Raw genomic sequence first — 22831 nt, forward strand, 5'->3', positions numbered from 1 at the left:
GTCAACTAATTCCTATTACCATCATATACCCAGCTTGCCTCAAATTCTTCCCAAAAAGCACGTGGTGTCACGGATTGTGGAAGTTGTTCAAGCGCCAGCTCTCGTTGAATATGATTTTTTACTTGTTCAAATGTAAAACTGTTGCCAGGAGATACACTCTGCACCTGAACAATTGCAAAGCTTCCATCCGTAAGTGGCAGGGGTTGACTCAGTTCCATCGGCTCAAGTTCTCCCGCTGCACGTACGAGATTTGGGTCGAGCGCTGTTGTATTCGCACTGATAAAGCCAAGGGAGCCACCAAGAGACGCTGTGCTTGCATCTGTCGAGCGCTCACGTGCCAACCCTTCAAAAGACGATCCATTTTCAAGTTCTTGTCGAACAGAGTCACCCTCTTCTTGTGAAGGTACAAAGATGGCTTTGACATCATAGGAAGTTGGTATTTCATATAGTGTCTTATTTTGCTCATAATAGGCCTCAAGTGCCGAGTCTTCCACTACGACATCTTTTGCAAGCACTTTTTCCAAGATGATCCGTGCACGAATTTTCTTGGTCATCTGCTCTTCATTCAACCCTAAAAAGGTTTGGTCTGTAGCTTCTGTTGCGCTGCGGTAAAGAGCGAGCTCAAGCTCAATTTCTTCATCCGTGACCTCAATCGCATGTTTCTCCGCTGCCGCTTCCATTACTTTTTCATTCACCAAGGCTTCTAATGACTCACGACCGACTCGCGATTCCATCTCAGCCACCCATTCCTCATGGCGAATCGCTTCTCCTTCTACTTCTGCAACAGTTTCCGTGTTGCCGGTATCGTTTGGAATCAGCCAAGCAATAAACCACAGTAAGTTTCCAAGTAGTAGGATTCCCATGACAAGAAGGGCTGGTTTTGTTTTTAATCGTTTTGATTTACGTGGTTCAGTTTGGACGTTTTGCCTCATCAATCATTGTCTCCAGTTCATCTACGTTATAGTGATACTGTTCCATACAGAAATGACATTGCGCTTCAGCACCGCCATCTTCTTCAATCATAGCACGAATTTCGTCTGGTCCGAGAGAAATAATCGCTGCACCAAAGCGGTCTTTCGAACAGTTACAGCTAAAGGATACTGGTTGGCTATTCAAAATCGTGACATTGTCTTCTCCTAAAATTTCTTGTAACAGTTCTTCTGGAGTCAAACCACGTTCAATCAGCTTAGAAACAGGCTCCATACGCACCAAGTGGTTTTCAATTTCTGTAATCGTCTCATCTTCTGTGCCAGGCATTAATTGGATGATGAATCCACCTGCTGCAAGGATTGAGTTGTCTGGGTTTACAAGAACACCGAGCCCTACAGAAGATGGCACTTGCTCAGACGTTGCGTAGTAATACGTGAAGTCTTCTGCGATCTCCCCCGATACGATAGGCACCTGGCCACTAAAGAAGTCACGCATGCCAAGGTCTTTTACAACTGTTAGCGCACCTTCTGTCCCAACTACGCGACGCACATCAAGCTTGCCCTGCTCGTTTAAATCAAAATGCACATGTGGATTGGTAATGTATCCACGTGCTTCTCCGTGCGCATTGGCATCAATAATGATCGGTCCTGCGGGGCCATTGCCTTCCACTTTGACCGTCAATTTGTCGTCTCCTTTTAACATCGCACCCATCATAACAGCGGCTGTCATCGAACGACCAAGTGCCGCTGAAGGAATCGGCCATGTGTCATGGCGACGTTGCGCTTCTCCTACCATGTCTGTTGTCCGTGCTGCAAATGCACGTACTTGTCCATCAAACGCTAAAGCGCGTACTAAATAATCACTCATTGTTTATTCCTACTTTCTCATTTCGTTTATAAAGTAAATACAAGCCTTTTAAAGTTAAAAAGGGGTCTATCTGGTCAATGACTTTAGTTTCTGCAGCAATCAGCGGCGCTAAACCACCCGTTGCAATGACTTTTGCGTTTTTCGTACCCGCTTGCTTCATGCGGTTGACGATTCCCTCGACTTGGCCAACATAGCCGTAGACGATTCCTGCCTGCATCGCAGAAACCGTATTTTTGCCAACGATATGACCAGGCGTCGTCAACTCAATCCGCGGTAATTTACTCGCACGTGAGAACAACGCTTCTGTCGAAATCCCGATGCCCGGTGCAATTGCACCACCCATGTAATCTCCGCGTTCATTGATATAGCAATAGGTCGTTGCCGTACCAAAATCTACGATGATGAGGGGTGCTCCGTAATAGTGTATGCCAGCCACTGCGTTGACAATGCGGTCTGCACCCACTTCTCGAGGGTTTTCATATTTGATGTTGAGGCCCGTCTTGACACCCGGTCCTACAACAAGAGGTTTTTGTTTAAAGTATTTGGTGCACATGGCTTCTAGCGAAAACATGATCGGCGGTACGACAGACGATAAGATGATGCCATCGATATCTTCGAATGCAAGACCTACGTGTTGAAACAAGGCCTTCACCTGCATCGCATATTCATCTTCCGTTTTCATGCGATCCGTCTCCATTCGCCAGTGGTGTTGCAACTGGTCGTTATGATAGACGCCTAGCACAATGTTAGTATTTCCGATATCCATTACGAGTATCATACATGTCCCTCATTTCACCTTGAATCATACCACAGCCAATTAAGAGAAAGAAAAGCGTAAGCACCAGAGCGGCACTTACGCTTTCTATTATTTACGGTCTTCTTGAATTGGATTGTCAGGACCTGCATCTTGAGAAGATGTTTCAGATGGTAAGTCACCCGTCGTCGGATCAGACGGTGCACCTGTTGCATCTGTCGTTTCTTCTTCAACTGCTGGCTCTTCAAACTTACGTTCAGGAAGTGTGCCGTGCTCTTTCAAGTGAATGATTTGCCCTGCATCTAGTGTTTCCACTTCAAGCAATGTTTCAGCAATCAAGTTTAGAAGATCACGTTTTTCCGTTAGAATTTCTTTTGTGCGCGCATATTGCTCTTTGATCATACGCTGCATCTCTTGGTCGATTTCATAGGCAATCGCATCGGAGTAGTTTTGCTCCGAATTGAAGTCACGTCCTAAGAAGACGTTGCCTCCTTGCGATTGACCGAATTGCATCGGTCCAAGCTTGTCACTCATTCCGTATTCTGTAACCATGCTGCGGACAATGCCCGTCACACGTTGGAAGTCATTATGTGCACCTGTCGAGACTTCGCCAAACACGATGTCCTCTGCTACACGACCGCCAAGAAGTCCGGAAACTTTATCAAGAAGTTCAGGTTTTGTCATGAAGTAACGATCTTCTTTCGGAAGCATTACTGCGTATCCGCCGGCTTGTCCACGAGGGACAATCGTCACTTTATGCACTGTCTCTGCGTTATCAAGCGATAAGCCGATAACTACGTGACCAGCTTCGTGGAATGCCACGATTTTGCGCTCTTTTTCAGAGATAACTTTTGTTGATTTCGCAGGACCTGCGATAACACGGTCTGTTGCTTCATCAATGTCATGCATATCAATCTTACGTTTGTTACGGCGTGCTGCAACTAGTGCTGCTTCATTTAACAAGTTCTCAAGGTCTGCACCCGAGAAGCCTGGTGTACGCTGTGCGATTGCTTTTAAATCTACGCCTTCTGCTAAAGGTTTGTTACGCGCATGTACTTTAAGTACCGCTGCACGACCTTTTACATCCGGGCGACCAACCGTAATTTGACGGTCAAAACGTCCAGGACGAAGAAGAGCTGGGTCAAGAATATCTGGGCGGTTCGTTGCGGCAACGATGATAATTCCTTCGTTCGCCCCGAAACCATCCATCTCAACTAATAATTGGTTCAATGTTTGTTCACGCTCATCGTGACCGCCACCTAAGCCGGCGCCACGTTGACGACCTACTGCATCAATCTCATCAATAAAGATGATACACGGTGCGTTTTTCTTCGCGTTTTCGAATAAATCACGTACGCGGGATGCCCCGACCCCTACGAACATCTCAACGAAATCCGAACCGGAAATCGAGAAGAATGGTACGCCAGCTTCCCCGGCTACAGCACGAGCAAGTAACGTTTTCCCTGTTCCTGGAGGACCAACTAGTAAGATCCCTTTTGGAATACGTGCACCAAGTTCTGCGAATTTACTTGGATCTTTTAAGAAGTCAACGACCTCTACAAGTTCCGCCTTTTCTTCGTCAGCACCTGCAACGTCTTCGAATTTTGCTTTTTTCTTATCATCGTACAATTTCGCTTTGCTCTTCCCGAAGTTCATCACACGGTTTCCGCCACCTTGTGATTGGCTTAATAGGAAGAAGAACAAGATGATGATGATTAGGAATGGTAGAAGTCCCGTTAAGAACTGTACCCATCCACTTGTTTGTGGAGCTTCTTCAGTATTCCATTCTGTTCCATTCGCATCAGCAATCTCATAGATGTCTTGCTCTGAGAACTGACCGTTGTATGGAATGCGGGCATTAAAAGTCTCGCCTTCTTTTGCACCGACTTTTTCACCTGTGATTACATACACGTTGTTCATAGGTTGTAATGTAAACGTTTCAATTTCACCATTTTCCATGGCCGTAATAAACTGATCTGTTGTCAGATCTTCTGTTGGCGCTCCGCTTTGATTAAACGTAGCAAATATCCCAACGATCACAAAAAAGATCAATAAATATAATATCGCGTAGCGCAGTGCTCGATTCATTCCTAGCCTCCTCACGGACTTAGTCAAAAAATCACATCTCAAAACGGTCGAGATGAGGTGTTTTTAGGTGATGAAAGAAAGTTTTTCCACTTTCTTGTCGTTCAAAAAACTATAGAATATCTTATCATAGGAAAATTAGCACGTACAATGAAATGCCTTTATTCCAAGATGTTCAACTTAAAACGAGTAAACTTCTTTTTTCAATACACCTACGTATGGCAGATTGCGGTAGCGTTCTGCATAGTCAAGACCATAGCCGACCACGAAAGCATCCGGAACGATAAAGCCTACATAGTCTGCTTCTAGATCCACTTTACGGCCTGATGGTTTATCGAGAAGTGTCACAATTTTGATGGATTTTGCTTTGCGGTATTTGAAGAGGTCGATTAAGTAGCTAAGTGTCTTTCCGCTATCAATGATGTCTTCTACGATGATGATGTCGCGACCTTCCACACTTGTGTTCAAATCTTTCACGATTTTTACTTCACCAGAAGATACAGTTGCGTTTCCGTAACTAGAAACGTCCATGTAGTCCATTTCAACGTATGCGTCCACATGTTTCATTAAATCAGACATGAACGGCATAGCTCCTTTCAGAATACCGATCGCAAGTGGGAACTTTTCTGCGTACTCTTGTGAGAGAACTGCACCAAGTTCTTTTGCCTTCTCCTGAATTTGCTCGTCCGTTAATAAAATTTCTTGAATATCCTTTTCTAACATGTGGAATCCTCCTGTTTTATCCATATCACCCAAGGGGTTTTTTTCGTTTTTGTCAGCCGGCTGCTATGGCGTAGGCCGATTAGTCCTAGTATACCATTCTTTTGTGTGACAAGCAGGGGCCAGCCCTCACGTTTTTCACGCGGGATTTTTGAATCGATGAAAAGTCGTGATACCTTCTTGTGATGGGTTCCTAGATCGAGTACATCACCCATTCGTCTCGTGCGAATATGAAGCGGGAAATCCTCGTTTTCGAGTACTGCATACCACCGTTCTCCTTCATACATTTTGTCACTTTGCGTGATGAGGAGCTGCATGTCTTGACCAATTGAAACCCATTCATCAACTGGCAGCGCACCGGAAAGTGGGATAGGTTTTTGATCTCCCTTCGCCACCGTCACCGTTGTATAAGCACGTGTCCACACGTAGCCATTTGGAAGAGAGACCGATTGCGTACCCTCTCGCCGTTCTGTCACTTGAATGATGGAAGCGACAGTTGAAGCGGATAGGGCAGAGGCATGCGGTTGCAAGTACTTCCATACTAAAAGAATGAACCGACGTTGTAAAGCAATCGCCATTTCGCAAAATTCAGTCGTATCAAGGGTTAGAGAACCTTCTTGAAATGTCACGAGCTCGTCAAATTTTGTTCGTGCCAGTGTTTGGAGAATGTCTTCATCTTGCTTGCGTTCTTCGACTAACCGCCGCACCTGTTGATCAAGTGTGCGATTTTCTTCGTATAAAGATGGCAGGACCCGTTGCCGGAAGCGATTTCGCATATACGTAGTAGATTCATTACTTGCATCTTCTCTATACGGTTGATGAAGGGTATGTAAGTAGCGTTCGATTGTTGTGCGGTTCACACTGAGCAAGGGGCGGATTAAAGGTTTCCCAGCGAATTCCCGCTGTTCCGGTATTCCCCGCATCCCTTGGCCTTGGACTAGCTCCATCAATACGGTCTCAATTTGGTCATCCCCGTGATGCCCTTGTGCCAACACGTCGTAACCGTATGTTGTTAGGATAAATGCAAAATAGGCATACCGCTCTTCGCGGCATACCTGCTGTGTATTCCCACCATTTTGAAGCTTGTCTTTCACAGCTAGCTCTTTACTATAAACAGGAATGTCGAGTTGTTCAGCAAGAGCTTCCACAAATACTCGGTCTTGAGTTGATGCGTCTCCTCGTAATCCGTGGTCTGCATGCACGATACCGAGCATCCAATTGTTTTGCTGCGCATAGTGATGAAAAAAGCGGACAAGCGCAACAGAGTCAGCCCCCCCTGAACAGGCCAGAAGGATTCGCTTCCCTTGGTACATCATGTGATGTTCGGTCATGTAAGTCAGTACCTCTTGCTCCATTGTCACGCCTCCTTTTTGTTCAGTTTACCACGCGGGTCACTTGGCGGGGAGTAAAAAGAGACCCACTTGGCAAACGCTTCGAGACATGCAGACAGATGACGGTTTGATCATCCGTCGCCGTTCCAAAAAATCGCGTTTTCCATTCCATAAATTCAGCAGCGGTCGGAGACTCTTCTGTCCACCACGCCATATAGTGTTGTTCCTGCACATCAAGTTCAATCGTTTCTTGGAACACTCCATCAGAAATCATCCATATTTGGTCGCCGTGTTTCAACTCCATACTTTGTTCGACGAGTGCAGAAGAATGATAACCATAAAAAAATGCTGTCACCACCCACTTTTCTTTTTGGACAAGATGCCCCTTCCAAGACGCCAATCGATGGAATGGTTGTGGTACTGAAAGTAAACGCATAACAATTTCCCCTTTCTGTTATACAAAAGCATACGGCGTTAGACGGAAAAAATCTGTCATGCTGTGCGGGGAAAGAAAAAAAGAATTCGACGTTTTTCATTCTTTTTTTCAAAACTGTATTGACTTCTTTTCGCTACGCTTGTATGATACTAATTGTCCGAAAAAAACAAGGCGGCCTAGCTCAGCTGGCTAGAGCGTACGGTTCATACCCGTGAGGTCGGGGGTTCGATCCCCTCGGCCGCCACCATTTTTATTTCGGCCCCTTGGTCAAGCGGTTAAGACACCGCCCTTTCACGGCGGTAACACGGGTTCGAATCCCGTAGGGGTCATAACAAGCACTGGTTCGCATAAGATATGCGGGCTGGTGTTTTTTTAGTTTTAGATGTGGAGCCGACTGTTCAGAAATTGTGCGAAATGACAGCGTGGACCGTGAAGCGCTTTTTGCTTCATGGGCTGCGATGGCTTTTTGCGGGATTTCTAGGAGGCGCAACTCGATTCCATTTAGAGTCGAAACTCGTTTCTTTTAGATGTGGAGAACGCCACTGACTTTAGTACGTTAGCAGATTGATTAGTACATTCATCCGGCTAATTGTGACGTTAGTGGCTTCTATTAGGACATTAACTCGCTCCATTCTTACATTAGCGGTCCCCATTCCGACATTGCTCATATTATGGAAACTAATTCGCAGGCCAAACCCTTCATTTCTTAAGATCTTACTAGTAAGACCTTCCCCATACAAAAAACCGCCCCTTCAATTGAAGGGACGGTTTGACACACTCTATGTTATGAACACTTTTTTACGCGTAGTCAGACAATAGGATTAGCCTCGTTTTGCGCCACGGCCACCACGTTTAGATTCAGTTGCACGTTTAAGTGTAGAAAGACGCTCTTCGCTGTCTTTTAAGAAACGTGACATTTTTGATTCAAAGTTCTCTTTTGGTTGTGGACGATCACGATCATTTGATCGGAAATTGTTGTTACGTGGACGTTGTGGTCGCTCAGGACGCTCAGGTCGTTCAGCTTGCGGTTTCGCTTTACGGATTGACAATCCAATCTTCCCGTCCGCTTCAACATTCATCACCTTCACTTCGACCATATCGCCAACCTTTAAGTGATCGTTGATATCTTTGACATAATTATCCGCAACTTCACTGATGTGAACCAGACCTGTTTTCCCACCTGGCAGTTCTACGAATGCGCCGAAGTTTGTGATCCCTGTTACTTTACCTTCTACCTTGCTGCCTACTTCAATTGACATAAAAAAAATGCTCCTCCTTAAAAATACACTGTGACGTACTACGCCACGCTATCTTAATTATAACCAACAAAAAAAGAGTGTCAATCATGGCACTCTTTTACTCGCCCGATTTATCTTCTTCCTTATCTTTTGGAAGAGTGAAAATCAGTTCATTTTCTTCAGATAGGAAATAATCTTTCCGCAAAAGTTTACCGATATATTCATCGTCATTTAATTTCGCAATTTCAAGTTCTAATGACTCTTTGTGATCAAGAGTCTCCGTTAACACTTGCTCTACCTCGACATGTGTAGCTTTTTTATTCGCTAAGGTCTGCTGGCTAGAGACAAGGGAGTGAACAAGAAAGCCGAGGACCGCAATCGCGAGTAATCCAAAAACCGATAGACGACGATAGAGGCGCACGCGTTGCGCTTGCTGACGTTTCTTTTTCTTTTCCACGGAGCGCACGTATTCGGAATTGATCGATGAAATTTGTTGTTCTAATTGATTGGTCCGATCATTTTGATTCATCAGGCTTCCCCCCTCCTACGTGGTTTGCCTATAGTATACCGAACTTTCAGGTTTCTTTGTAGTGTAGTTGGAAATATTTTTCCGCTTCCTCTATAGGTCAATCGGTAGAGAATTGCCACGAATTTGACAAGAATTCTTACGAGTAAGCGCACTATGGTCACAAGAAGGTGAAGAAACTTCCAAAGTGGTCTCATGAATACCAGGTCCATCCCCCTTCCGATGAGACGTAGGGGATCTTTGAGAACCTGATGATAAAGCGCAGCGCTCCATTGCTTTGACGGCTGTGACATCCATGCGTTTTCGGTTGCGGAGGGAGATGGCTAGTGAGGGAAGATAAAGGTGTTTTTTGGGTATAGGTCAAGTCGTCTCTCCTTTCATTCCCTTCACTGTATGACAAAGAAAAACGGAGTATGCCCTTAGGCTACTCCGCATCATCGATAAATTCTGGTTCTACTTTCGCTAAACGCTCTTCGTTTAAAATCGTGAACATCATCGCTGCTTCTTCTTTCTTCGCATTTTCACGAATACTCTCGACGCGTGCTGTGACAATCTTTTGTCCAAAACGAATGCGTAGTTCGTCTCCTGCTTTCACTTCACTGCTTGCTTTCGCTGTCTTGCCGTTGATTTCAATCCGTCCTTGGACGGCTACTTCTTTTGCGAGTGTACGTCGTTTGATCAGACGTGACACTTTCAAGTATTTATCTAAACGCATATTAACCCCTTCTTTCTTCGTGCTTCGCTTGTTGCCAGAACTCTTCTAGTTCATCGAGCGTGTAGTCGCCAAAGTCCCCACGTCCTTCACGGACAGAAGTTTCGACAAAGCGGAAGCGTCGCTCAAATTTTTGGTTCGCTTGCTGCATCGCAAGCTCTGGTGAAAGTTTCAAGAAACGTGATAGGTTCACAAGTGTAAACAATACGTCTCCTAGTTCATCGACTTGTTGCTCTAGCGTCCCATGTTCAATCGCATGCTTCCACTCTTGTAACTCTTCGTCAAACTTGCTCCAAGCTCCTGCTACATCTGGCCAATCAAACCCAACCGTCGCCGCTTTCTTTTGGAAATTGAACGATGTCAGTAGTGACGATTCTTCGCGGCGCTGCCCTTGTAACAGATGCTCGACCTTTGGCTTTTCCGTTTCCTTAATGGCTTGCCAGTTCGAGAGGACCTCCCCAGAAGAGTTCACTGTCACTTCTCCAAAGACATGCGGGTGACGACGCACCATCTTCTCAGAAATCGATTGAAGGATATCTTCCATGCTGAAGTATCCCTCGTCTTCTCCAATCTGTGCGTGCAAGAATACCTGCAACAACACATCGCCAAGTTCTTCGACAATCGCTTCGTCGTCTTGCTCATTGATGGCTTGGATCAATTCATAGACTTCTTCAATAGAGTAGCGCTTTAATGACTCATGCGTTTGTTCGCGGTCCCATGGACACCCTTCTGGACTGCGCAGGATGGCTACGATTTCGCGGAAGGTCTGCCACTCTTTGTAGCGCTGTTCACGCTCGTTCGCAGGCGGTACGTAAACCGTCGTCAAATTCGATAGTTCCATTCCTCGGTCAAGTTCAAATAAGGGCACAGTACGAATAACTTCCTTAGAAGAACCCGCTGCCGTCACGATTGTGACTGGGAAATCGTCTGGATACTTTTCCATCAGGGTCAGTTTCACTTCAGACGCACTAAACGCATCATACACTTGGCCGATGAACAAATGTTGATTCATCTGAATGTCGTCGCGTCGCATTGCGGTCCCATCCAGTAGCTGAAAGCCTTCAATCGGATCGACACGTACTGCAGTAAACAAAGGGTCGAGGAAGCTTTGTCCGCCTTTAATTTGAAGAGACACTTTCCCTTCGCGTTCTGCTTCAATCAAGTGCTGGACGGTCTGTTCCGCAACGAGTGGATGGCCAGGTACCGCGTAAATCACATCTTCTTTAGCAGCGAGTGCAATCAAGGTGTCCGCGATTTCACGGTAGACTGCTGAAAAGTCTTCGTGCTTTTCATAGACCGCATCAAAACTTGTGAATGTGATTCCTTCTTCCACAAGCTCTTGCACGACCGGGTGATCTTCCGTACGAATATAGAAAGATTTTGCTTGTTTTATAAATTTATAAAGACCTAACGGCAGCTGATCGAGTTCCGCTGCTCCTAGTCCAATTACTGTAAGTGCCGGCATATATGTGTCATCCTTTCTTTCGGTTCAGAAGCAGTTGAACGCCTGCTAAGCGCTTCCCAAACGGAAGGAGGTACCATTCTTTCGGTCGCAACAGTTGGCGCTTCATGATCAATATCAAAAACATGACTACTCCAACTGGAACGCTAAACGCTGTAATCATGAGAGACTGTAGGCGACTTGATAAAAAATCTAAGAGAAAGGCGTCGAGCACTACTTCGATGCTGACCACACTTACACTCATTGCACCTACTGCAAGTGCAAGTCCTACATAGAAAGCCGCCCCGGCAAGTCGCTCCTTCCACTGACGCTTTACTTCGTAAACAATTCCCGCAAGCGCTACAACCATCGCTAAGTTTCCTGCGATTGCTGCTCCGAGAATTCCATAACTGTCAATCAGCCAGACATTGCTAATTGCTTTCACAATCAGGCCAATCACAAGCCAAAGTGTCGGACGCCAAATCCGGCCCACGCCTTGCAGGATAGCCATAAATAGAAGAATCAACGATAACCAGAGGACTTGGCCACTTCCAACCATAAGCACGACAGATAAGTCGCGTGTCTGGAATAACGTTTCGTTCACATAAGGCATCGTGGCAATCAATCCTGCAGCTGCTGCACTCCCAAAGACAAGTGCGACGCGATACGACAATTGAATGAATGGCATCGCGCCTCGTCCATCTTGTTGTTTTGAGCGACTTGCAATGAGCGGAACCAAAGCGAAGGCAAGTGACGTTGTCACAACAATTCCCATTTGAATGAGCGGTTGGACACGGTCATAGATTCCTTTTGTTTCTTTGGCTTGCTGCAAGTCCACTCCCGCCGCTGTCAGACCATTGACGACCGTCATGGAATCGACGAGTTGCATCATCAGGAAGAACAGGCTACTAATACTTGCGCTGACACTGATCCATGTGAGGTCTCGTAAAATCGTTTTAGTGGACAAGGATGAGCTCGTCTTCCGGAGGATGGCACGGTCTTTTTTCGTCAGCCACCAGCCAAGAAGAAGGATGCCCGCTGCTTCTCCTATACTTGCTCCTAAAAGAGCGACGGCTCCTGTTGCATAAAAATCATTGGTCCAGTTTAACACGAGATAGGCGCCGACGAGAATGAAGCCCACTCGGACAGCTTGCTCAATCACTTGGGCAAAAGCGAGTGGCGTGAGTCGTTCCGTTGTTTGGTAAATACTTTTCAGAACGGCTAAAAACGGCATTGCCAACAGGACGACTGCACCAATCTGTAGAAGAGGTGCAAGTTTGGCATCTCCCATCGCCTCAGCAAGTGCGTCCGCTCCAAGTAAAAAGGCGATGAAAAACAGGATGGAGAGGATGCTGATATATGTAAAGCCAACTTGTTTAATTTTTTGAACGGCTTCCATGTCACCTTTTGCCATCTGATCAGACATCAGTTTGGCAAGCGCGACAGCAAACCCGACAGACGTCCAGGTCGTAATCATACCGATGAACGGATAGATTTGTTGATAGATGTAAAAGCCTTCGTCCCCGACCATGTTTTGGAACGGGACACGGTAAAGAGCGCTCAGAATTTTGATGATTAGCGCAGAAATGGTGAGCATGGCTGCACCTTTCATATAACTGGACATTTTCCACTGTGTTGACATAGGTACACCTGCTTACTTCGTTTCTCTTTCCGTAGTATACCAAAAAACCGCACCTCAAGAGGCACGGTCTCAGGATCACCCATTCATTTGTTTGGCTAAAAAACTAGCAGCTGTCTCGAGCGTTTCGTATAATGCCTCTGCATACTCTGTAGCGAACGTACCAAGTTCGTATTCCAGTTGCTTTCATACCTTGCCACCCTTCCTACTCTTTCTTGTGTAGTATGGTGAAAAGTGGCAAAAAGTATGCATGTATACATTAAGAAGTTTGTCGAATTGCTTGCGGGGATACTTCCATCATTTTTTCTAGAACATCAAACGGATGGTGTTTTCCGCCTTTTAAATCGATTTTAATCAAGAATTGTCCTTGATCAACACCAAAATTGACTTGTTTCCCATACGTCATCGATTTCTCATAGAAGATCGCAGCATCAAACTGTTGAGACGTCGTTTCAGTAAAGCGCACGACCAACTTGCCACCTTGCTCTTTGATGCTCTCCACGCCACTTTGACGGCCCCATACTTTCATACGGGCAATCCGCAACAAGTTCTCGGCTTCAAGCGGTACATCGCCAAATCGGTCTTGCAGCTCGTCGTAAATATCATGGTACTCTTCTTCTTTATCAAATGCCTTGATGCGCTTGTACATTTGAATCTTTTGATAACCGTCTGCAATGTACGTATCCGGAAGATAAGCATCAAATGGAACGGAGATTTCAATCTCCACCACTTCTTCTTGTTCTTTCCCCGTACGTTTCCGCTCAACAGCTGCTTCAAGAAGCTGTGTATAAAGATCATATCCGACAGAATCGATAAATCCATGTTGCTGAGAGCCTAAAAGATTTCCGGCACCGCGAATCGACAAGTCACGCATTGCAATCTTAAACCCAGACCCAAGCTCTGTGAACTCTTTGATGGCTTGTAGACGTTTTTCTGCGACATCTGTCAGCACTTTATCACGCTGATGCATGAAGTAAGCGTACGCCACTCGGTTGGAACGACCCACGCGTCCACGCAATTGATAGAGTTGAGAAAGACCCATGCGGTCCGCATCGTGCACAAATAACGTATTAACGTTCGGAATATCAATACCCGTCTCGATAATCGTTGTCGTGACAAGTACGTCATATTCCCCTTGTAAGAAACTGATAAGAATCGACTCGAGCTCTGTCTCTGTCATCTGACCGTGCGCATAGGCGACTCGAGCAGATGGAACGAGGCTCTGGATTTCTTCGACCTTACGCGTGATATCTTCCACACGGTTGTAGAGGAAGAACACCTGCCCACCACGCGCCATTTCTCGCTCAATGGCTTCACGTACTAGAGCCCCATTGTATTCAACTACATATGTCTGAATCGGGAAACGGTTTTTCGGCGGCGTCTCGATTACCGACAAGTCGCGCACTCCAATCATCGACATATGAAGCGTACGCGGAATTGGCGTCGCTGTAAGTGTGATGACGTCTACGGATGTCTTCAACTGTTTGATTTTCTCTTTGTGTTTCACGCCAAAACGCTGCTCTTCATCAACAATAAGAAGGCCTAGATCATGGAACTCCACGTCTTTTGACAGTACGCGGTGCGTTCCGACGACCACATCGACCAATCCTTTTTTCAAGCCGCTCGTCGTTTCCCCTTGTTGTTTCTTTGTGCGGAAACGGCTCAATAAGCCGACTTCAATCGGGAAATCTTGGAATCTTTCCACCAATGTATCAAAATGTTGTTGCGCGAGTATCGTCGTCGGACACAAGAACGCGACTTGCTTACCGTCCATTACTGCTTTAAACGCAGCACGAATCGCAACTTCTGTTTTCCCATAGCCAACATCTCCACACACGAGTCGGTCCATCGGGCGTGCTTTTTCCATATCGCGCTTGATTTCTTCAATTGTGCGCAGTTGGTCCTCTGTTTCTTCGTACGGGAAGGCTGCTTCAAATGCTTGTTGTAGATCGCCATCCACTTCATATGCATGACCAACTTCGGCTTCGCGCTTGGCATAAAGCTTGATTAACTCGTCTGCAATATCTTCTACTGCTTTGGAGACCTTCGTTTTTGTCTTCTTCCAGTCCGCTCCACCTAGTTTGTGCACTTTCGGCTCTTTTTCACCAGAACCGACATATTTTTGAATCAAGTCAATCTGATCGACCGGCACAAATAACTTATCATCGCCTTTATAGCGAATGTGCAAATAATCTTTGTGAATACCGTTCATCTCGAGCGTTTCGATTCCGATATACTTCCCAATCCCGTGATGAATATGCACGATCCAATCGCCCGGTTTGATATCCGAATAACTCTTGATCCGCTCGGCGTTTGAGAGTTTTTGGCGGTTCGCACGTTTTTTAGGACGCGCTTTAAAAAGTTCGGCATCTGTAATGACTGTCAGGCGCTGCAAGGGCAACTCAAAACCTGTATTGAGATCCCCATCTAGCAAATACACACCAGGTTCCGTGATGACAGCCTCTGGGTGCAGAATCTTTGAAGACATGTCATAGTCTTCAAATACCTCTTGAATTTTTTTCAGACGCTCGTTTCCTTCTGCTAGAATCACAACCCGGAAGTTTCCTTGTTTCCAGCGCTCCATTTCTCCAGCGAGTAAGTGCATCTGGCCATGGAATTCTTGCATCGGTTTACACGAGAAACTGAGTGTCGATTTGATTGGAATACCGCCAAATGTACGAGCAAACAGCGAATAATAGATCTGCTTTTGCTGCATGCCTTGCATGATGGCTTTCAAAGAAGAAGCTGGTTTCGCTTTATGGACGATCAACCCTTCTTCTAATAGCGACATGAACCAGTCCATCTCTTCCCGCTCTAACGTCTCTGCTGTCTCTTGAATGCGTCCGAGCTCATCAAAGATTACCAGAGTGTTTGGACTTACGTAATCTAGTAAATCTGACGTGTAGCCATCTAAAAGTGGTAAATACTTCGCGACCCCGTCCGGAACGAGTCCATCTTTCAATAATCCGATGTCACGAGAAATCGTGTCCATGAACTGTTGTTGTGTTTGCGGGTTTTTCACTTTCTTTAAAGATTCACCTAGCGCCACTTCAAGGCGCTCTTTCAGTAATAGGCGCTTTTCAGTCGACCACAAATAATCCGTTGCAGGCAAGATGCGAATTTCTGTTAAGCGTCCCATTGACCGCTGATCATCTGCTGAAAACTGGCGAAGGGAATCAATCTCCGTATCAAATAGTTCGATGCGCACAGGGTGTTCCGATTGCAGTGGATAAATATCAACGATCCCCCCGCGCGTGGCAAACTCTCCAGGTGCAGACACCATGCCTTGCCTAGTATAGCCAAGGTCTACAAGCGTGTGAAGGAGCGTTTCCGGCTCGATGTCTTCACCTTCTCGTAGTGTTAGCGTGAGTTGTGCCCATTCCGATACCGGGGTAAGTTTTTTGCGGAAAGCTGCCACAGGCACAATGAAGATTCCTTTACGATCGGTCGCCATATAATCTAGTGTTTCAATGCGCTCTGCCCGAAGTTCAGGACTCGCAATCGCCATATCGGCAGCGATTAACCCATCTGCCGGGTACAAAAAGACATTGTCTTCGCCCATGATGCGGGCATAGTCGTCTTTCACTTTTTGGGCATGCAAAAGGTTCGGTGTCACAATCAACACCGACTGATTGGTTTCATCATAAATTTGTTTTCCAAGAAGTGTTCGAGCGCTGCCGGTGAGTCCGGTGATCAATTGATGGTCGGTCCCTTTTTGCAAAGAGTCGATCCAGTCTCGCACTTTTTTCTCTTCTTGCAGTAGCTGTAGTAATGCGTGCATAGCAAATCCTCCAGTGAAAACAGAAAAAGGCTTTGGAGCTGATCCCAAAGCAGTTACTGTATCCATTTGTTTAGTGAAAAGTACAGTGGATTGCGCTCCATCGCATCTCGGCAGTCCAAACAGACGCCATCTACGAACCACCGACCAGGTGTTTCTTCGGTCATGAGCGGGTGCCACTGCACTTCTTTTGTTGATACGCGTTCCACAATTTCGGTGAACGACTCGTAAGGAATCGCACTCGTCTCTTGTCGGCAATATTTACATCGGCTTCGTATCATGCGCACACACCGCCTTTTATAGACAGTGTATCCAGTTTCGGTTCGATTTATGCACCGTTATAGTCGTTCATTACTTCTAAAAACGGTTTGTCCATCCAAGCTTTACATGCCTCAGCACTGTTATCGATTGCACGTGCCATGTCCGGCTGCTCTTCCTCCCGGAAATTCGCAAGCACGTAATCTGCAACCTTCATCCCAGCTGGCGGACGACTGATACCAATCCGGATTCGGTTGAAGTTTTGCGTTCCCAGGTGCTGAATTAACGACTTGATCCCGTTGTGTCCTCCAGCACTTCCTCGCTGACGCAAACGAAGCTTTCCAGTCCCGAGATCCAAGTCATCGTAAATCACAACGATATCGTCCACTGGAATATCAAAGTATTTCATCAAAGGAGCAACCGCTTCCCCTGATAAATTCATATACGTATAGGGTTTAACGAGCAACACTTTCCCTTTTGGGGTATGGGCAATCGCGTACAAAGCATGGAATTTCGTTTGATTGAGTTCCACACCATACTGTTTCGCCAACTCGTCAATCACCAGAAAACCAATATTGTGGCGTGTCTTTTCATATTTTTTCCCTGGATTCCCCAGGCCTATGATCATTTTCATTTATCAATACCTCTTGTTCAAAATGCGTACTGCTCTTAAGTGTACTAGAAAAGAAGAGGAACTGCCATTCCTGACAATTCCTCTTTTCATTACTCTTATTCAGCTTTTTCTTCTTCAGGTGCTTCTTCCGTAGCTTCTACATCAGTAGCATCTGTTTCTTCGTCAGTAGAATCAAGCTCTTCTAACTCATCGTCAGAGCGCGGTGCTGCTACTGAGAATAATGCATAATCATCTTCTTCAAGTACTTCAAAATCGATTTTGTCGCGTACTTCACCAAGTGTTAGAGTATCGCCGATCGCCAGTTCACTTACGTCCACTTCAATGTGGTCTGGAATATCCGATGGTTTTACACGAACTGTTACTCGGTAGTTAGCTTGCGTCAATGAACCACCTTCGTTTACGCCAGCAGCGTCGCCTACAGGTGTTACATTTACCGATACTTCAAGCTCTTCAGACATGTTAATTGCCAAGAAATCAGCGTGTACAAGATGCCCTTTGATTGGATCTTGTTGATAATCCGTTAATACGGCATTGACGGATTTCCCATCAACGTCTAGCTTCATAACTCCGTTACGTCCAACTTCACGTAACGTTTTGATTAGCTCGATTTCTTCTACAGCAATCGCTGTACTTTCAGTTTTATATCCATAGACTACGGCCGGTACAAAGCCCTTTGCACGTAGTGATGTATTTTCTTTCTTTGACTCGCGTTTCTGAGTTGTTACCTTTGTCATAGTCATTCACTCTCCTAGTTATACTAGTTAAATGTTTACCCCGTGACTTCAGGAACTAAACCTATCAATCAAATAAAGTGCTGACAGACTTCTCTTCATAGACACGTACGATTGCATCTGCAAGAAGCTTGGCAATAGATAGTTCCACGATTTTTGACGATTTTTGTGAGTCATCTAACTTAATGGAATCTGTAACGACTAATTCCTTGATGACTGAGTTTTCAATACGCTCCATTGCTGGCCCAGAAAGCACTGGGTGTGAACAACAAGCATAAATTTCTTTTGCGCCATTTTCTTTTAATGCAGACGCTGCAATAGAAATTGTTCCAGCTGTGTCGATAATATCATCGATTAAAATAGCTGTTTTCCCTTCTACATTCCCTACGATATTCATAACTTCTGCCACATTTGGACGTGGACGACGTTTATCGATAATAGCAATCGTTGCTTTTAAGCGGTCTGCCATTTTACGAGCACGCGTTACGCCACCATGGTCTGGTGAAACAATAACGATTTCAGAAGGATCAAAGTTTTTCTCAAGGAAGTAATCCGATAACAATGGCACTGCCACTAAGTGGTCGATTGGAATATCGAAGAAACCTTGAATCTGTGGTGCGTGTAAATCTAAAGTGATTGCACGCGTTGCGCCAGCAGATGTTAAAAGGTTTGCAACGAGTTTCGCTGTAATCGGCTCACGTGAACGCGCTTTGCGGTCTTGACGTGCATAGCCATAATACGGAATTACTACGTTGATTGTACGCGCAGAAGCACGTTTTAATGCATCTAACATAATAAGCAGTTCCATTAAGTTTTCATTCACTGGAGATGACGTAGATTGAATAACGAACACGTCACTACCGCGAATACTCTCTTCAATATTGATTTGCACTTCTCCATCACTGAAGCGTGTAACCGTTAATTTTCCAAGGGGAACTCCAACTTCTTTCGCAATGCTTTCAGCGAGTTCCGGATTCGAATTTAGTGTGAAAATCTTTAACTTTGAACCTGCGTATTGATAGGGCATGATAATCCTCCTGGGTTTGGGTAGATTGGGTTTACTTAATACGTTTAGCGTAACCTTCTTTATTTTCCTGCTTTACGCGTCCAATGGCTAGTGAATCTTCTGTTACATTTTTCGTCACGGTTGTTCCAGCTGCGACATAAGCGCCTTTTCCGACTGTGACAGGTGCGACAAGATTCGAGTTACAGCCGATAAAGGCATTGTCCTCGATTGTTGTTGTAAATTTATTTTTTCCATCATAGTTCACTGAAATCGTACCACAGCCGATGTTCACGTTCTTTCCGATTTCCGCATCACCCATGTACGTAAGGTGAGAAAGTTTGGAACCTTCTTGAATCGTCGACTTTTTCACTTCCACGAAATTCCCGATTTTCACGTGATCGCCAAGATCAGAACCTGGACGAATGTGCGCGAATGGACCAACTGCCACGTGGTCTGCAATTTTGCTGTCCATCACAACAGACGAATGAACTGTCGTCTCGTTGCCAATATGCGCATTTTTCAAGTGCGTATTCGGACCAATCGTGCTCTTTTCTCCGATGACTGTGTTGCCTTCTAGCATTGTGCCCGGAAGAAGAACAGTGTCTGAACCGATAACGACGTCTGCACCAATGTAAGTAGATGCTGGATCGATAATCGTCACACCTTCACGCATATGGTGAAGGGCTAAGCGATTGCGCATGTAGCTCTCTGCTTGAGAAAGTGCCACACGGTCATTGACTCCTAAAAGTTCATCTGCATCAGCAGCTGCGAACGCAGCGATTGCTTCACCTTGTTCTTTCAAGATGCTGATTACGTCTGTTAAGTAATATTCGCCTTGTGAATTGTTGTTATCCACTTTTTTTAGCGCTTCAAACAGTGCTTGATTGTCAAAACAGTACGTGCCCGAGTTAATTTCCTGCACTTTTTGTTGATCTGGTGTAGCATCTTTTTGCTCTACGATGCCTGTTACTAGGTCATCTTGTCCGCGCAAGATACGGCCGTAACCAGTTGGGTCTTCCACAATAGCTGTTAGAATAGTGGCTTTTGCTCCCGCTTCTTTGTGCGTCTCCATCAACTGTTGAATCGTTTCCGGAGTGATTAGCGGTGTATCGCCACAGATGACGATTGTTGTGCCTTCACGTCCATCTAACACTTGCTCTGCTTGATGCACCGCGTGCGCTGTGCCAAGTTGCTCTTCTTGCACGACGTATGTCGAACGGTCGCCAAGCGTCTCTTTCACCATTTCAGCTCCGTGGCCGACAACTGACACGATTTCAGAAGCGCCAAGCTTCTCCATGTTGCCGACAACGTGGTCGACCATTGGTTTGCCACAGACTGGGTGAAGAACTTTATATAAAGATGATTTCATTCGTGTGCCTTTACCAGCCGCTAAAACGACTGCAAATAAGTTTGTCATTGGTCATCCTCCATGTCATTTCCTCTTTTGACTATAGCCGATAAAATTGCATTTTTCAACAATTTCTCTATTGACAAAATTGCAAGAAAACATTATGTTTATACGTTTCGATTTTTGTCACTCACGCCCTTGCTAGAAAGATCTTGGGAAATTGGGGGTGGGCTTGCGGATTGGTTTCCATAATATGAGCATTGTCGGAATGGCGACCGCTAACGTAAGAATGGAGTGAGTTAATGTCGGAATGGAAGCCGTTAACGTCATAATCAGCCGAGCTAATGTAATAATCAGCGTAGTAGTGCACTAAAGTCAGCGGCATTTCCACATTTGAAACTAAAGTTGAGTGGAATGGAGGGGTTGACTCCAGTGGGATCAAAGTCTGCCGTGAGATCCCGCTGGAGCCTGCGACGAGGAAGCTCACGCAGCGCCCACGGAAAGCAGCCCCGCAGTGGAACTCAACGCTTTAAACAAGTTTCGACTTCGAATGAAATCGAGTTGCGCCTCCTAGAAATCCCGCAAAGGCTGAAGAGCGCCTTCACGGGCACGTCTGATTTCCTCGGAGTTTCTAGAGTGGCGTTCTACGCATCTAAAATAAAAAAAACAAAGCTATTAAGAATAGCTTTGCTCGGCTGCCATTGGCGCAGTTTCGTCCTGTGGCTGTGTATCTGATTGATGGTACGCGGCAAGAACAGCATCTTGCACCTTCGTACGTGTTGTGGCATTGATTGGGTGCGCAATATCCCGAAACTCGCCGTCTGGTGTGCGCTTGCTTGGCATCGCGACAAATAATCCGCCATTGCCATCAATTACACGTAAATCATGAACGACGAATTCATGGTCTAACGTAATCGACGCAATCGCTCTCATTCTGCCCTCTGTCTCTACTTTTCGTAACCGAACATCCGTTACTTCCACGGTTGTCACCACTCCTCATTCTAAGATGTACTTGTCCTGCTCTTATAAAATTTCTACAAAAGTGTAACAATTCCTTCTAGTTTATTAAAAAAATTTCAAATAGTCTAATAAATTTAAGAATTCGAGGAAGAACGCAAAAAATCCGCTTGCCTCCTAAGAGACAAACGAATCATTTAATTACTCAGCCACTACTGCAATGACTTCAATTTCAACTTTCACATCTTTAGGTAGACGCGCAACTTCAACAGCAGAGCGTGCTGGCTTATGACCACCAAAATGCTTTTCGTACGCTTCATTAAATTCTACAAAGTCGTTCATATCTTTTAAAAACACCAGTGTCTTCACAACGTGTTGAAGAGATGATCCGGCTTCTTCGAGAACCGCTTCTAAGTTTTTAAACACTTGTGCTGTCTGTTCGACGATGGAACCGTCGACAAGCTCGCCGTCCGCTGTCAATGGAATTTGACCCGAACTATAAAACATACCGTTTACGACCATCCCTTGTACGTAGGGACCGATGGCTGCTGGTGCTTTTGTTGTAGAGACTGTTTTCATTCGTGTTGTCCACCCTTCTGAAAATAGTTGCCTTCTTCAAGTACGATGGAGCCGTTTCGCTCATCGACTTGCTTTAATTTTAATAAAGAGACGTAATCTTGCACAAGTACTTCCGCTGTATGCTCAGCTTCAATCAGTACCGCGATCCCTGCAAGTTCGCCATCAAATTCAGCAAGTAAGCTCTTCATGCCATTCATCGTTCCGCCCACTTTCATAAAGTCATCGGTGAGAAGGACACGTTTGCCTTTTTCCATACTGCGTTTCGATAACACCATTGTTTGAATGCGACGCGCTGAACCTGAGACATAGTTGATACTCACTGTTGGTCCTTCGGTTACTTTGCTGTCTCGGCGCACAACGATAACAGGCACATTTAGATGGCGTGCGATAGCATGAGCGATCGGGATTCCTTTCGTTGCAACCGTCATGATAGCATCAATTTTTTGCTTGGCATACACCGATGCAAAGACTTTTCCAATGCGATTCATCAACTCTGGATCGCCTAAAAGGTCCGTCATATATAAATACCCACCTGGCAACAGTCGATCAGACTGTGACATTCTTGTTTTCAATTCGTCCTTAATCGCACGAATTTCTGTTTCATCTAACTTAGGAATGTATTTCACACCGCCTGCTGCGCCTGGTACGGTTAACAGATGCCCTTTGCCTCGTGCCTCTAACGTTTCACTGACAATCGTTAAATCTTCACTGATAGAAGACTTGGCAGAATCATAAAGAGATGCGAAATACGTTAAGGGAATAAGACGGTGGGGATGTTCCAGCAAGTGCTGTGTCATATCGACCAGCCGTTCACTACGTTTCCACTTCACGTGATTTCCTCCAATTCCGAATATTTTACAG

Annotated in this window: 21 protein-coding genes and 2 tRNA genes; 2 read left to right on the top strand and 21 right to left on the bottom strand. The window is 45.5% G+C overall.

The window, feature by feature from the left end; translation table 11 throughout:
- Positions 1-5 precede the first annotated feature (5 nt).
- The 7 genes from ACF3OH_RS13505 to ACF3OH_RS13535 form a co-directional block, all read right to left on the bottom strand.
- Entirely contained in the window at positions 6-932 is a 927-nt protein-coding gene (locus ACF3OH_RS13505) for a peptidyl-prolyl cis-trans isomerase (protein ID WP_392455116.1), read from the bottom strand.
- Positions 910-1797 carry an Hsp33 family molecular chaperone HslO gene (hslO, locus tag ACF3OH_RS13510; RefSeq protein WP_392455118.1) on the bottom strand — a complete coding sequence of 296 codons (888 nt, stop codon included), beginning with the start codon at positions 1795-1797 and terminating at the stop codon, positions 910-912. Before hslO ends, ACF3OH_RS13505 begins: the two co-directional genes overlap by 23 nt.
- Positions 1790-2575: a type III pantothenate kinase gene (locus ACF3OH_RS13515; RefSeq protein ID WP_204591031.1), complete on the bottom strand. Its 786-nt coding sequence runs from the start codon at positions 2573-2575 to the stop codon at positions 1790-1792. Before ACF3OH_RS13515 ends, hslO begins: the two co-directional genes overlap by 8 nt.
- A gap of 87 nt (positions 2576-2662) precedes the next feature.
- Entirely contained in the window at positions 2663-4639 is a 1977-nt protein-coding gene (gene ftsH, locus ACF3OH_RS13520) for an ATP-dependent zinc metalloprotease FtsH (RefSeq protein WP_392455121.1), read from the bottom strand.
- A 177-nt stretch (positions 4640-4816) separates the two neighbouring features.
- Positions 4817-5359, bottom strand: coding sequence for a hypoxanthine phosphoribosyltransferase (gene hpt, locus ACF3OH_RS13525; RefSeq protein ID WP_204591035.1), 543 nt, complete (start codon positions 5357-5359; stop codon positions 4817-4819).
- On the bottom strand, positions 5353-6711 hold the full coding sequence (gene tilS / locus ACF3OH_RS13530) for a tRNA lysidine(34) synthetase TilS (protein WP_204591037.1): 1359 nt from the start codon (positions 6709-6711) through the stop codon (positions 5353-5355). Before tilS ends, hpt begins: the two co-directional genes overlap by 7 nt.
- A 19-nt stretch (positions 6712-6730) precedes the next feature.
- On the bottom strand, positions 6731-7123 hold the full coding sequence (locus ACF3OH_RS13535) for a hypothetical protein (RefSeq protein WP_392455124.1): 393 nt from the start codon (positions 7121-7123) through the stop codon (positions 6731-6733).
- Between the two features lie 170 nt (positions 7124-7293).
- On the opposite strand from ACF3OH_RS13535, the gene ACF3OH_RS13540 reads away from it, so the two are divergent.
- Positions 7294-7370: transfer RNA gene (locus ACF3OH_RS13540), tRNA-Met, on the top strand.
- Positions 7371-7380: 10 nt separating this feature from the next.
- Positions 7381-7452: transfer RNA gene (locus ACF3OH_RS13545), tRNA-Glu, on the top strand.
- 492 nt (positions 7453-7944) lie between these two features.
- Here the strand turns inward: ACF3OH_RS13545 and ACF3OH_RS13550 are convergent.
- From ACF3OH_RS13550 to purR, 14 genes are all read right to left on the bottom strand, one after another.
- Positions 7945-8382 carry a S1 domain-containing RNA-binding protein gene (locus tag ACF3OH_RS13550; RefSeq protein WP_204591041.1) on the bottom strand — a complete coding sequence of 146 codons (438 nt, stop codon included), beginning with the start codon at positions 8380-8382 and terminating at the stop codon, positions 7945-7947.
- A 97-nt stretch (positions 8383-8479) separates the two neighbouring features.
- Positions 8480-8890: a septum formation initiator family protein gene (locus ACF3OH_RS13555; RefSeq protein ID WP_392455126.1), complete on the bottom strand. Its 411-nt coding sequence runs from the start codon at positions 8888-8890 to the stop codon at positions 8480-8482.
- A 421-nt stretch (positions 8891-9311) separates the two neighbouring features.
- Positions 9312-9602 (bottom strand): RNA-binding S4 domain-containing protein, encoded by a 291-nt coding sequence (locus ACF3OH_RS13560; protein ID WP_204591045.1) that lies wholly within the window; start codon positions 9600-9602, stop codon positions 9312-9314.
- A 1-nt stretch (position 9603) separates the two neighbouring features.
- Positions 9604-11064, bottom strand: coding sequence for a nucleoside triphosphate pyrophosphohydrolase (mazG, locus tag ACF3OH_RS13565; protein ID WP_392455128.1), 1461 nt, complete (start codon positions 11062-11064; stop codon positions 9604-9606).
- 7 nt (positions 11065-11071) lie between these two features.
- The gene (locus ACF3OH_RS13570) at positions 11072-12682 is read right to left on the bottom strand and encodes an oligosaccharide flippase family protein (protein ID WP_392455129.1); all 1611 of its coding nucleotides are present in this window, start codon (positions 12680-12682) and stop codon (positions 11072-11074) included.
- A 256-nt stretch (positions 12683-12938) separates the two neighbouring features.
- Positions 12939-16460, bottom strand: a complete 3522-nt coding sequence (gene mfd / locus ACF3OH_RS13575) for a transcription-repair coupling factor (protein ID WP_392455131.1) — start codon at positions 16458-16460, stop codon at positions 12939-12941.
- A 53-nt stretch (positions 16461-16513) separates the two neighbouring features.
- The gene (locus ACF3OH_RS13580) at positions 16514-16738 is read right to left on the bottom strand and encodes an anti-sigma-F factor Fin (protein WP_392455133.1); all 225 of its coding nucleotides are present in this window, start codon (positions 16736-16738) and stop codon (positions 16514-16516) included.
- Between the two features lie 47 nt (positions 16739-16785).
- Positions 16786-17349, bottom strand: coding sequence for an aminoacyl-tRNA hydrolase (gene pth / locus ACF3OH_RS13585; RefSeq protein WP_392455136.1), 564 nt, complete (start codon positions 17347-17349; stop codon positions 16786-16788).
- A gap of 95 nt (positions 17350-17444) precedes the next feature.
- Positions 17445-18089, bottom strand: a complete 645-nt coding sequence (locus tag ACF3OH_RS13590) for a 50S ribosomal protein L25/general stress protein Ctc (RefSeq protein ID WP_392455138.1) — start codon at positions 18087-18089, stop codon at positions 17445-17447.
- 58 nt (positions 18090-18147) lie between these two features.
- A complete protein-coding gene (locus tag ACF3OH_RS13595; protein ID WP_204591060.1) occupies positions 18148-19107 on the bottom strand; it encodes a ribose-phosphate diphosphokinase in 960 nt (319 codons plus the stop codon).
- A 31-nt stretch (positions 19108-19138) separates the two neighbouring features.
- Positions 19139-20503 carry a bifunctional UDP-N-acetylglucosamine diphosphorylase/glucosamine-1-phosphate N-acetyltransferase GlmU gene (glmU, locus tag ACF3OH_RS13600; RefSeq protein WP_392455140.1) on the bottom strand — a complete coding sequence of 455 codons (1365 nt, stop codon included), beginning with the start codon at positions 20501-20503 and terminating at the stop codon, positions 19139-19141.
- 606 nt (positions 20504-21109) lie between these two features.
- Positions 21110-21415: a septation regulator SpoVG gene (gene spoVG / locus ACF3OH_RS13605; protein WP_204591127.1), complete on the bottom strand. Its 306-nt coding sequence runs from the start codon at positions 21413-21415 to the stop codon at positions 21110-21112.
- Between the two features lie 177 nt (positions 21416-21592).
- Positions 21593-21970, bottom strand: a complete 378-nt coding sequence (locus ACF3OH_RS13610) for a RidA family protein (RefSeq protein WP_392455141.1) — start codon at positions 21968-21970, stop codon at positions 21593-21595.
- A complete protein-coding gene (purR, locus tag ACF3OH_RS13615; protein ID WP_392455144.1) occupies positions 21967-22800 on the bottom strand; it encodes a pur operon repressor in 834 nt (277 codons plus the stop codon). Before purR ends, ACF3OH_RS13610 begins: the two co-directional genes overlap by 4 nt.
- Positions 22801-22831: the final 31 nt, after the last annotated feature.

It is taken from the genome of Chryseomicrobium aureum (assembly GCF_043182735.1).
GTDB classification, from domain to species: Bacteria; Bacillota; Bacilli; order Bacillales_A; family Planococcaceae; genus Chryseomicrobium; species Chryseomicrobium aureum.

Bases quoted from the DNA above. Each gene is read 5' to 3' on its own strand.
- ACF3OH_RS13595 (WP_204591060.1), bottom strand. From the start codon at position 19,107: ATGCCCTATCAATACGCAGGTTCAAAGTTAAAGATTTTCACACTAAAT.
- ACF3OH_RS13610 (WP_392455141.1), bottom strand. From the start codon at position 21,970: ATGAAAACAGTCTCTACAACAAAAGCACCAGCAGCCATCGGTCCCTAC.
- ACF3OH_RS13550 (WP_204591041.1), bottom strand. From the start codon at position 8,382: ATGTCAATTGAAGTAGGCAGCAAGGTAGAAGGTAAAGTAACAGGGATC.
- hpt (WP_204591035.1), bottom strand. From the start codon at position 5,359: ATGTTAGAAAAGGATATTCAAGAAATTTTATTAACGGACGAGCAAATT.
- ACF3OH_RS13505 (WP_392455116.1), bottom strand. From the start codon at position 932: ATGAGGCAAAACGTCCAAACTGAACCACGTAAATCAAAACGATTAAAA.
- ACF3OH_RS13515 (WP_204591031.1), bottom strand. From the start codon at position 2,575: ATGATACTCGTAATGGATATCGGAAATACTAACATTGTGCTAGGCGTC.
- mfd (WP_392455131.1), bottom strand. From the start codon at position 16,460: ATGCACGCATTACTACAGCTACTGCAAGAAGAGAAAAAAGTGCGAGAC.
- ACF3OH_RS13580 (WP_392455133.1), bottom strand. From the start codon at position 16,738: ATGATACGAAGCCGATGTAAATATTGCCGACAAGAGACGAGTGCGATT.
- pth (WP_392455136.1), bottom strand. From the start codon at position 17,349: ATGAAAATGATCATAGGCCTGGGGAATCCAGGGAAAAAATATGAAAAG.
- ACF3OH_RS13535 (WP_392455124.1), bottom strand. From the start codon at position 7,123: ATGCGTTTACTTTCAGTACCACAACCATTCCATCGATTGGCGTCTTGG.
- mazG (WP_392455128.1), bottom strand. From the start codon at position 11,064: ATGCCGGCACTTACAGTAATTGGACTAGGAGCAGCGGAACTCGATCAG.
- ACF3OH_RS13570 (WP_392455129.1), bottom strand. From the start codon at position 12,682: ATGTCAACACAGTGGAAAATGTCCAGTTATATGAAAGGTGCAGCCATG.
- ACF3OH_RS13555 (WP_392455126.1), bottom strand. From the start codon at position 8,890: ATGAATCAAAATGATCGGACCAATCAATTAGAACAACAAATTTCATCG.
- hslO (WP_392455118.1), bottom strand. From the start codon at position 1,797: ATGAGTGATTATTTAGTACGCGCTTTAGCGTTTGATGGACAAGTACGT.
- ftsH (WP_392455121.1), bottom strand. From the start codon at position 4,639: ATGAATCGAGCACTGCGCTACGCGATATTATATTTATTGATCTTTTTT.
- tilS (WP_204591037.1), bottom strand. From the start codon at position 6,711: ATGGAGCAAGAGGTACTGACTTACATGACCGAACATCACATGATGTAC.
- ACF3OH_RS13560 (WP_204591045.1), bottom strand. From the start codon at position 9,602: ATGCGTTTAGATAAATACTTGAAAGTGTCACGTCTGATCAAACGACGT.
- ACF3OH_RS13590 (WP_392455138.1), bottom strand. From the start codon at position 18,089: ATGACTATGACAAAGGTAACAACTCAGAAACGCGAGTCAAAGAAAGAA.
- glmU (WP_392455140.1), bottom strand. From the start codon at position 20,503: ATGACAAACTTATTTGCAGTCGTTTTAGCGGCTGGTAAAGGCACACGA.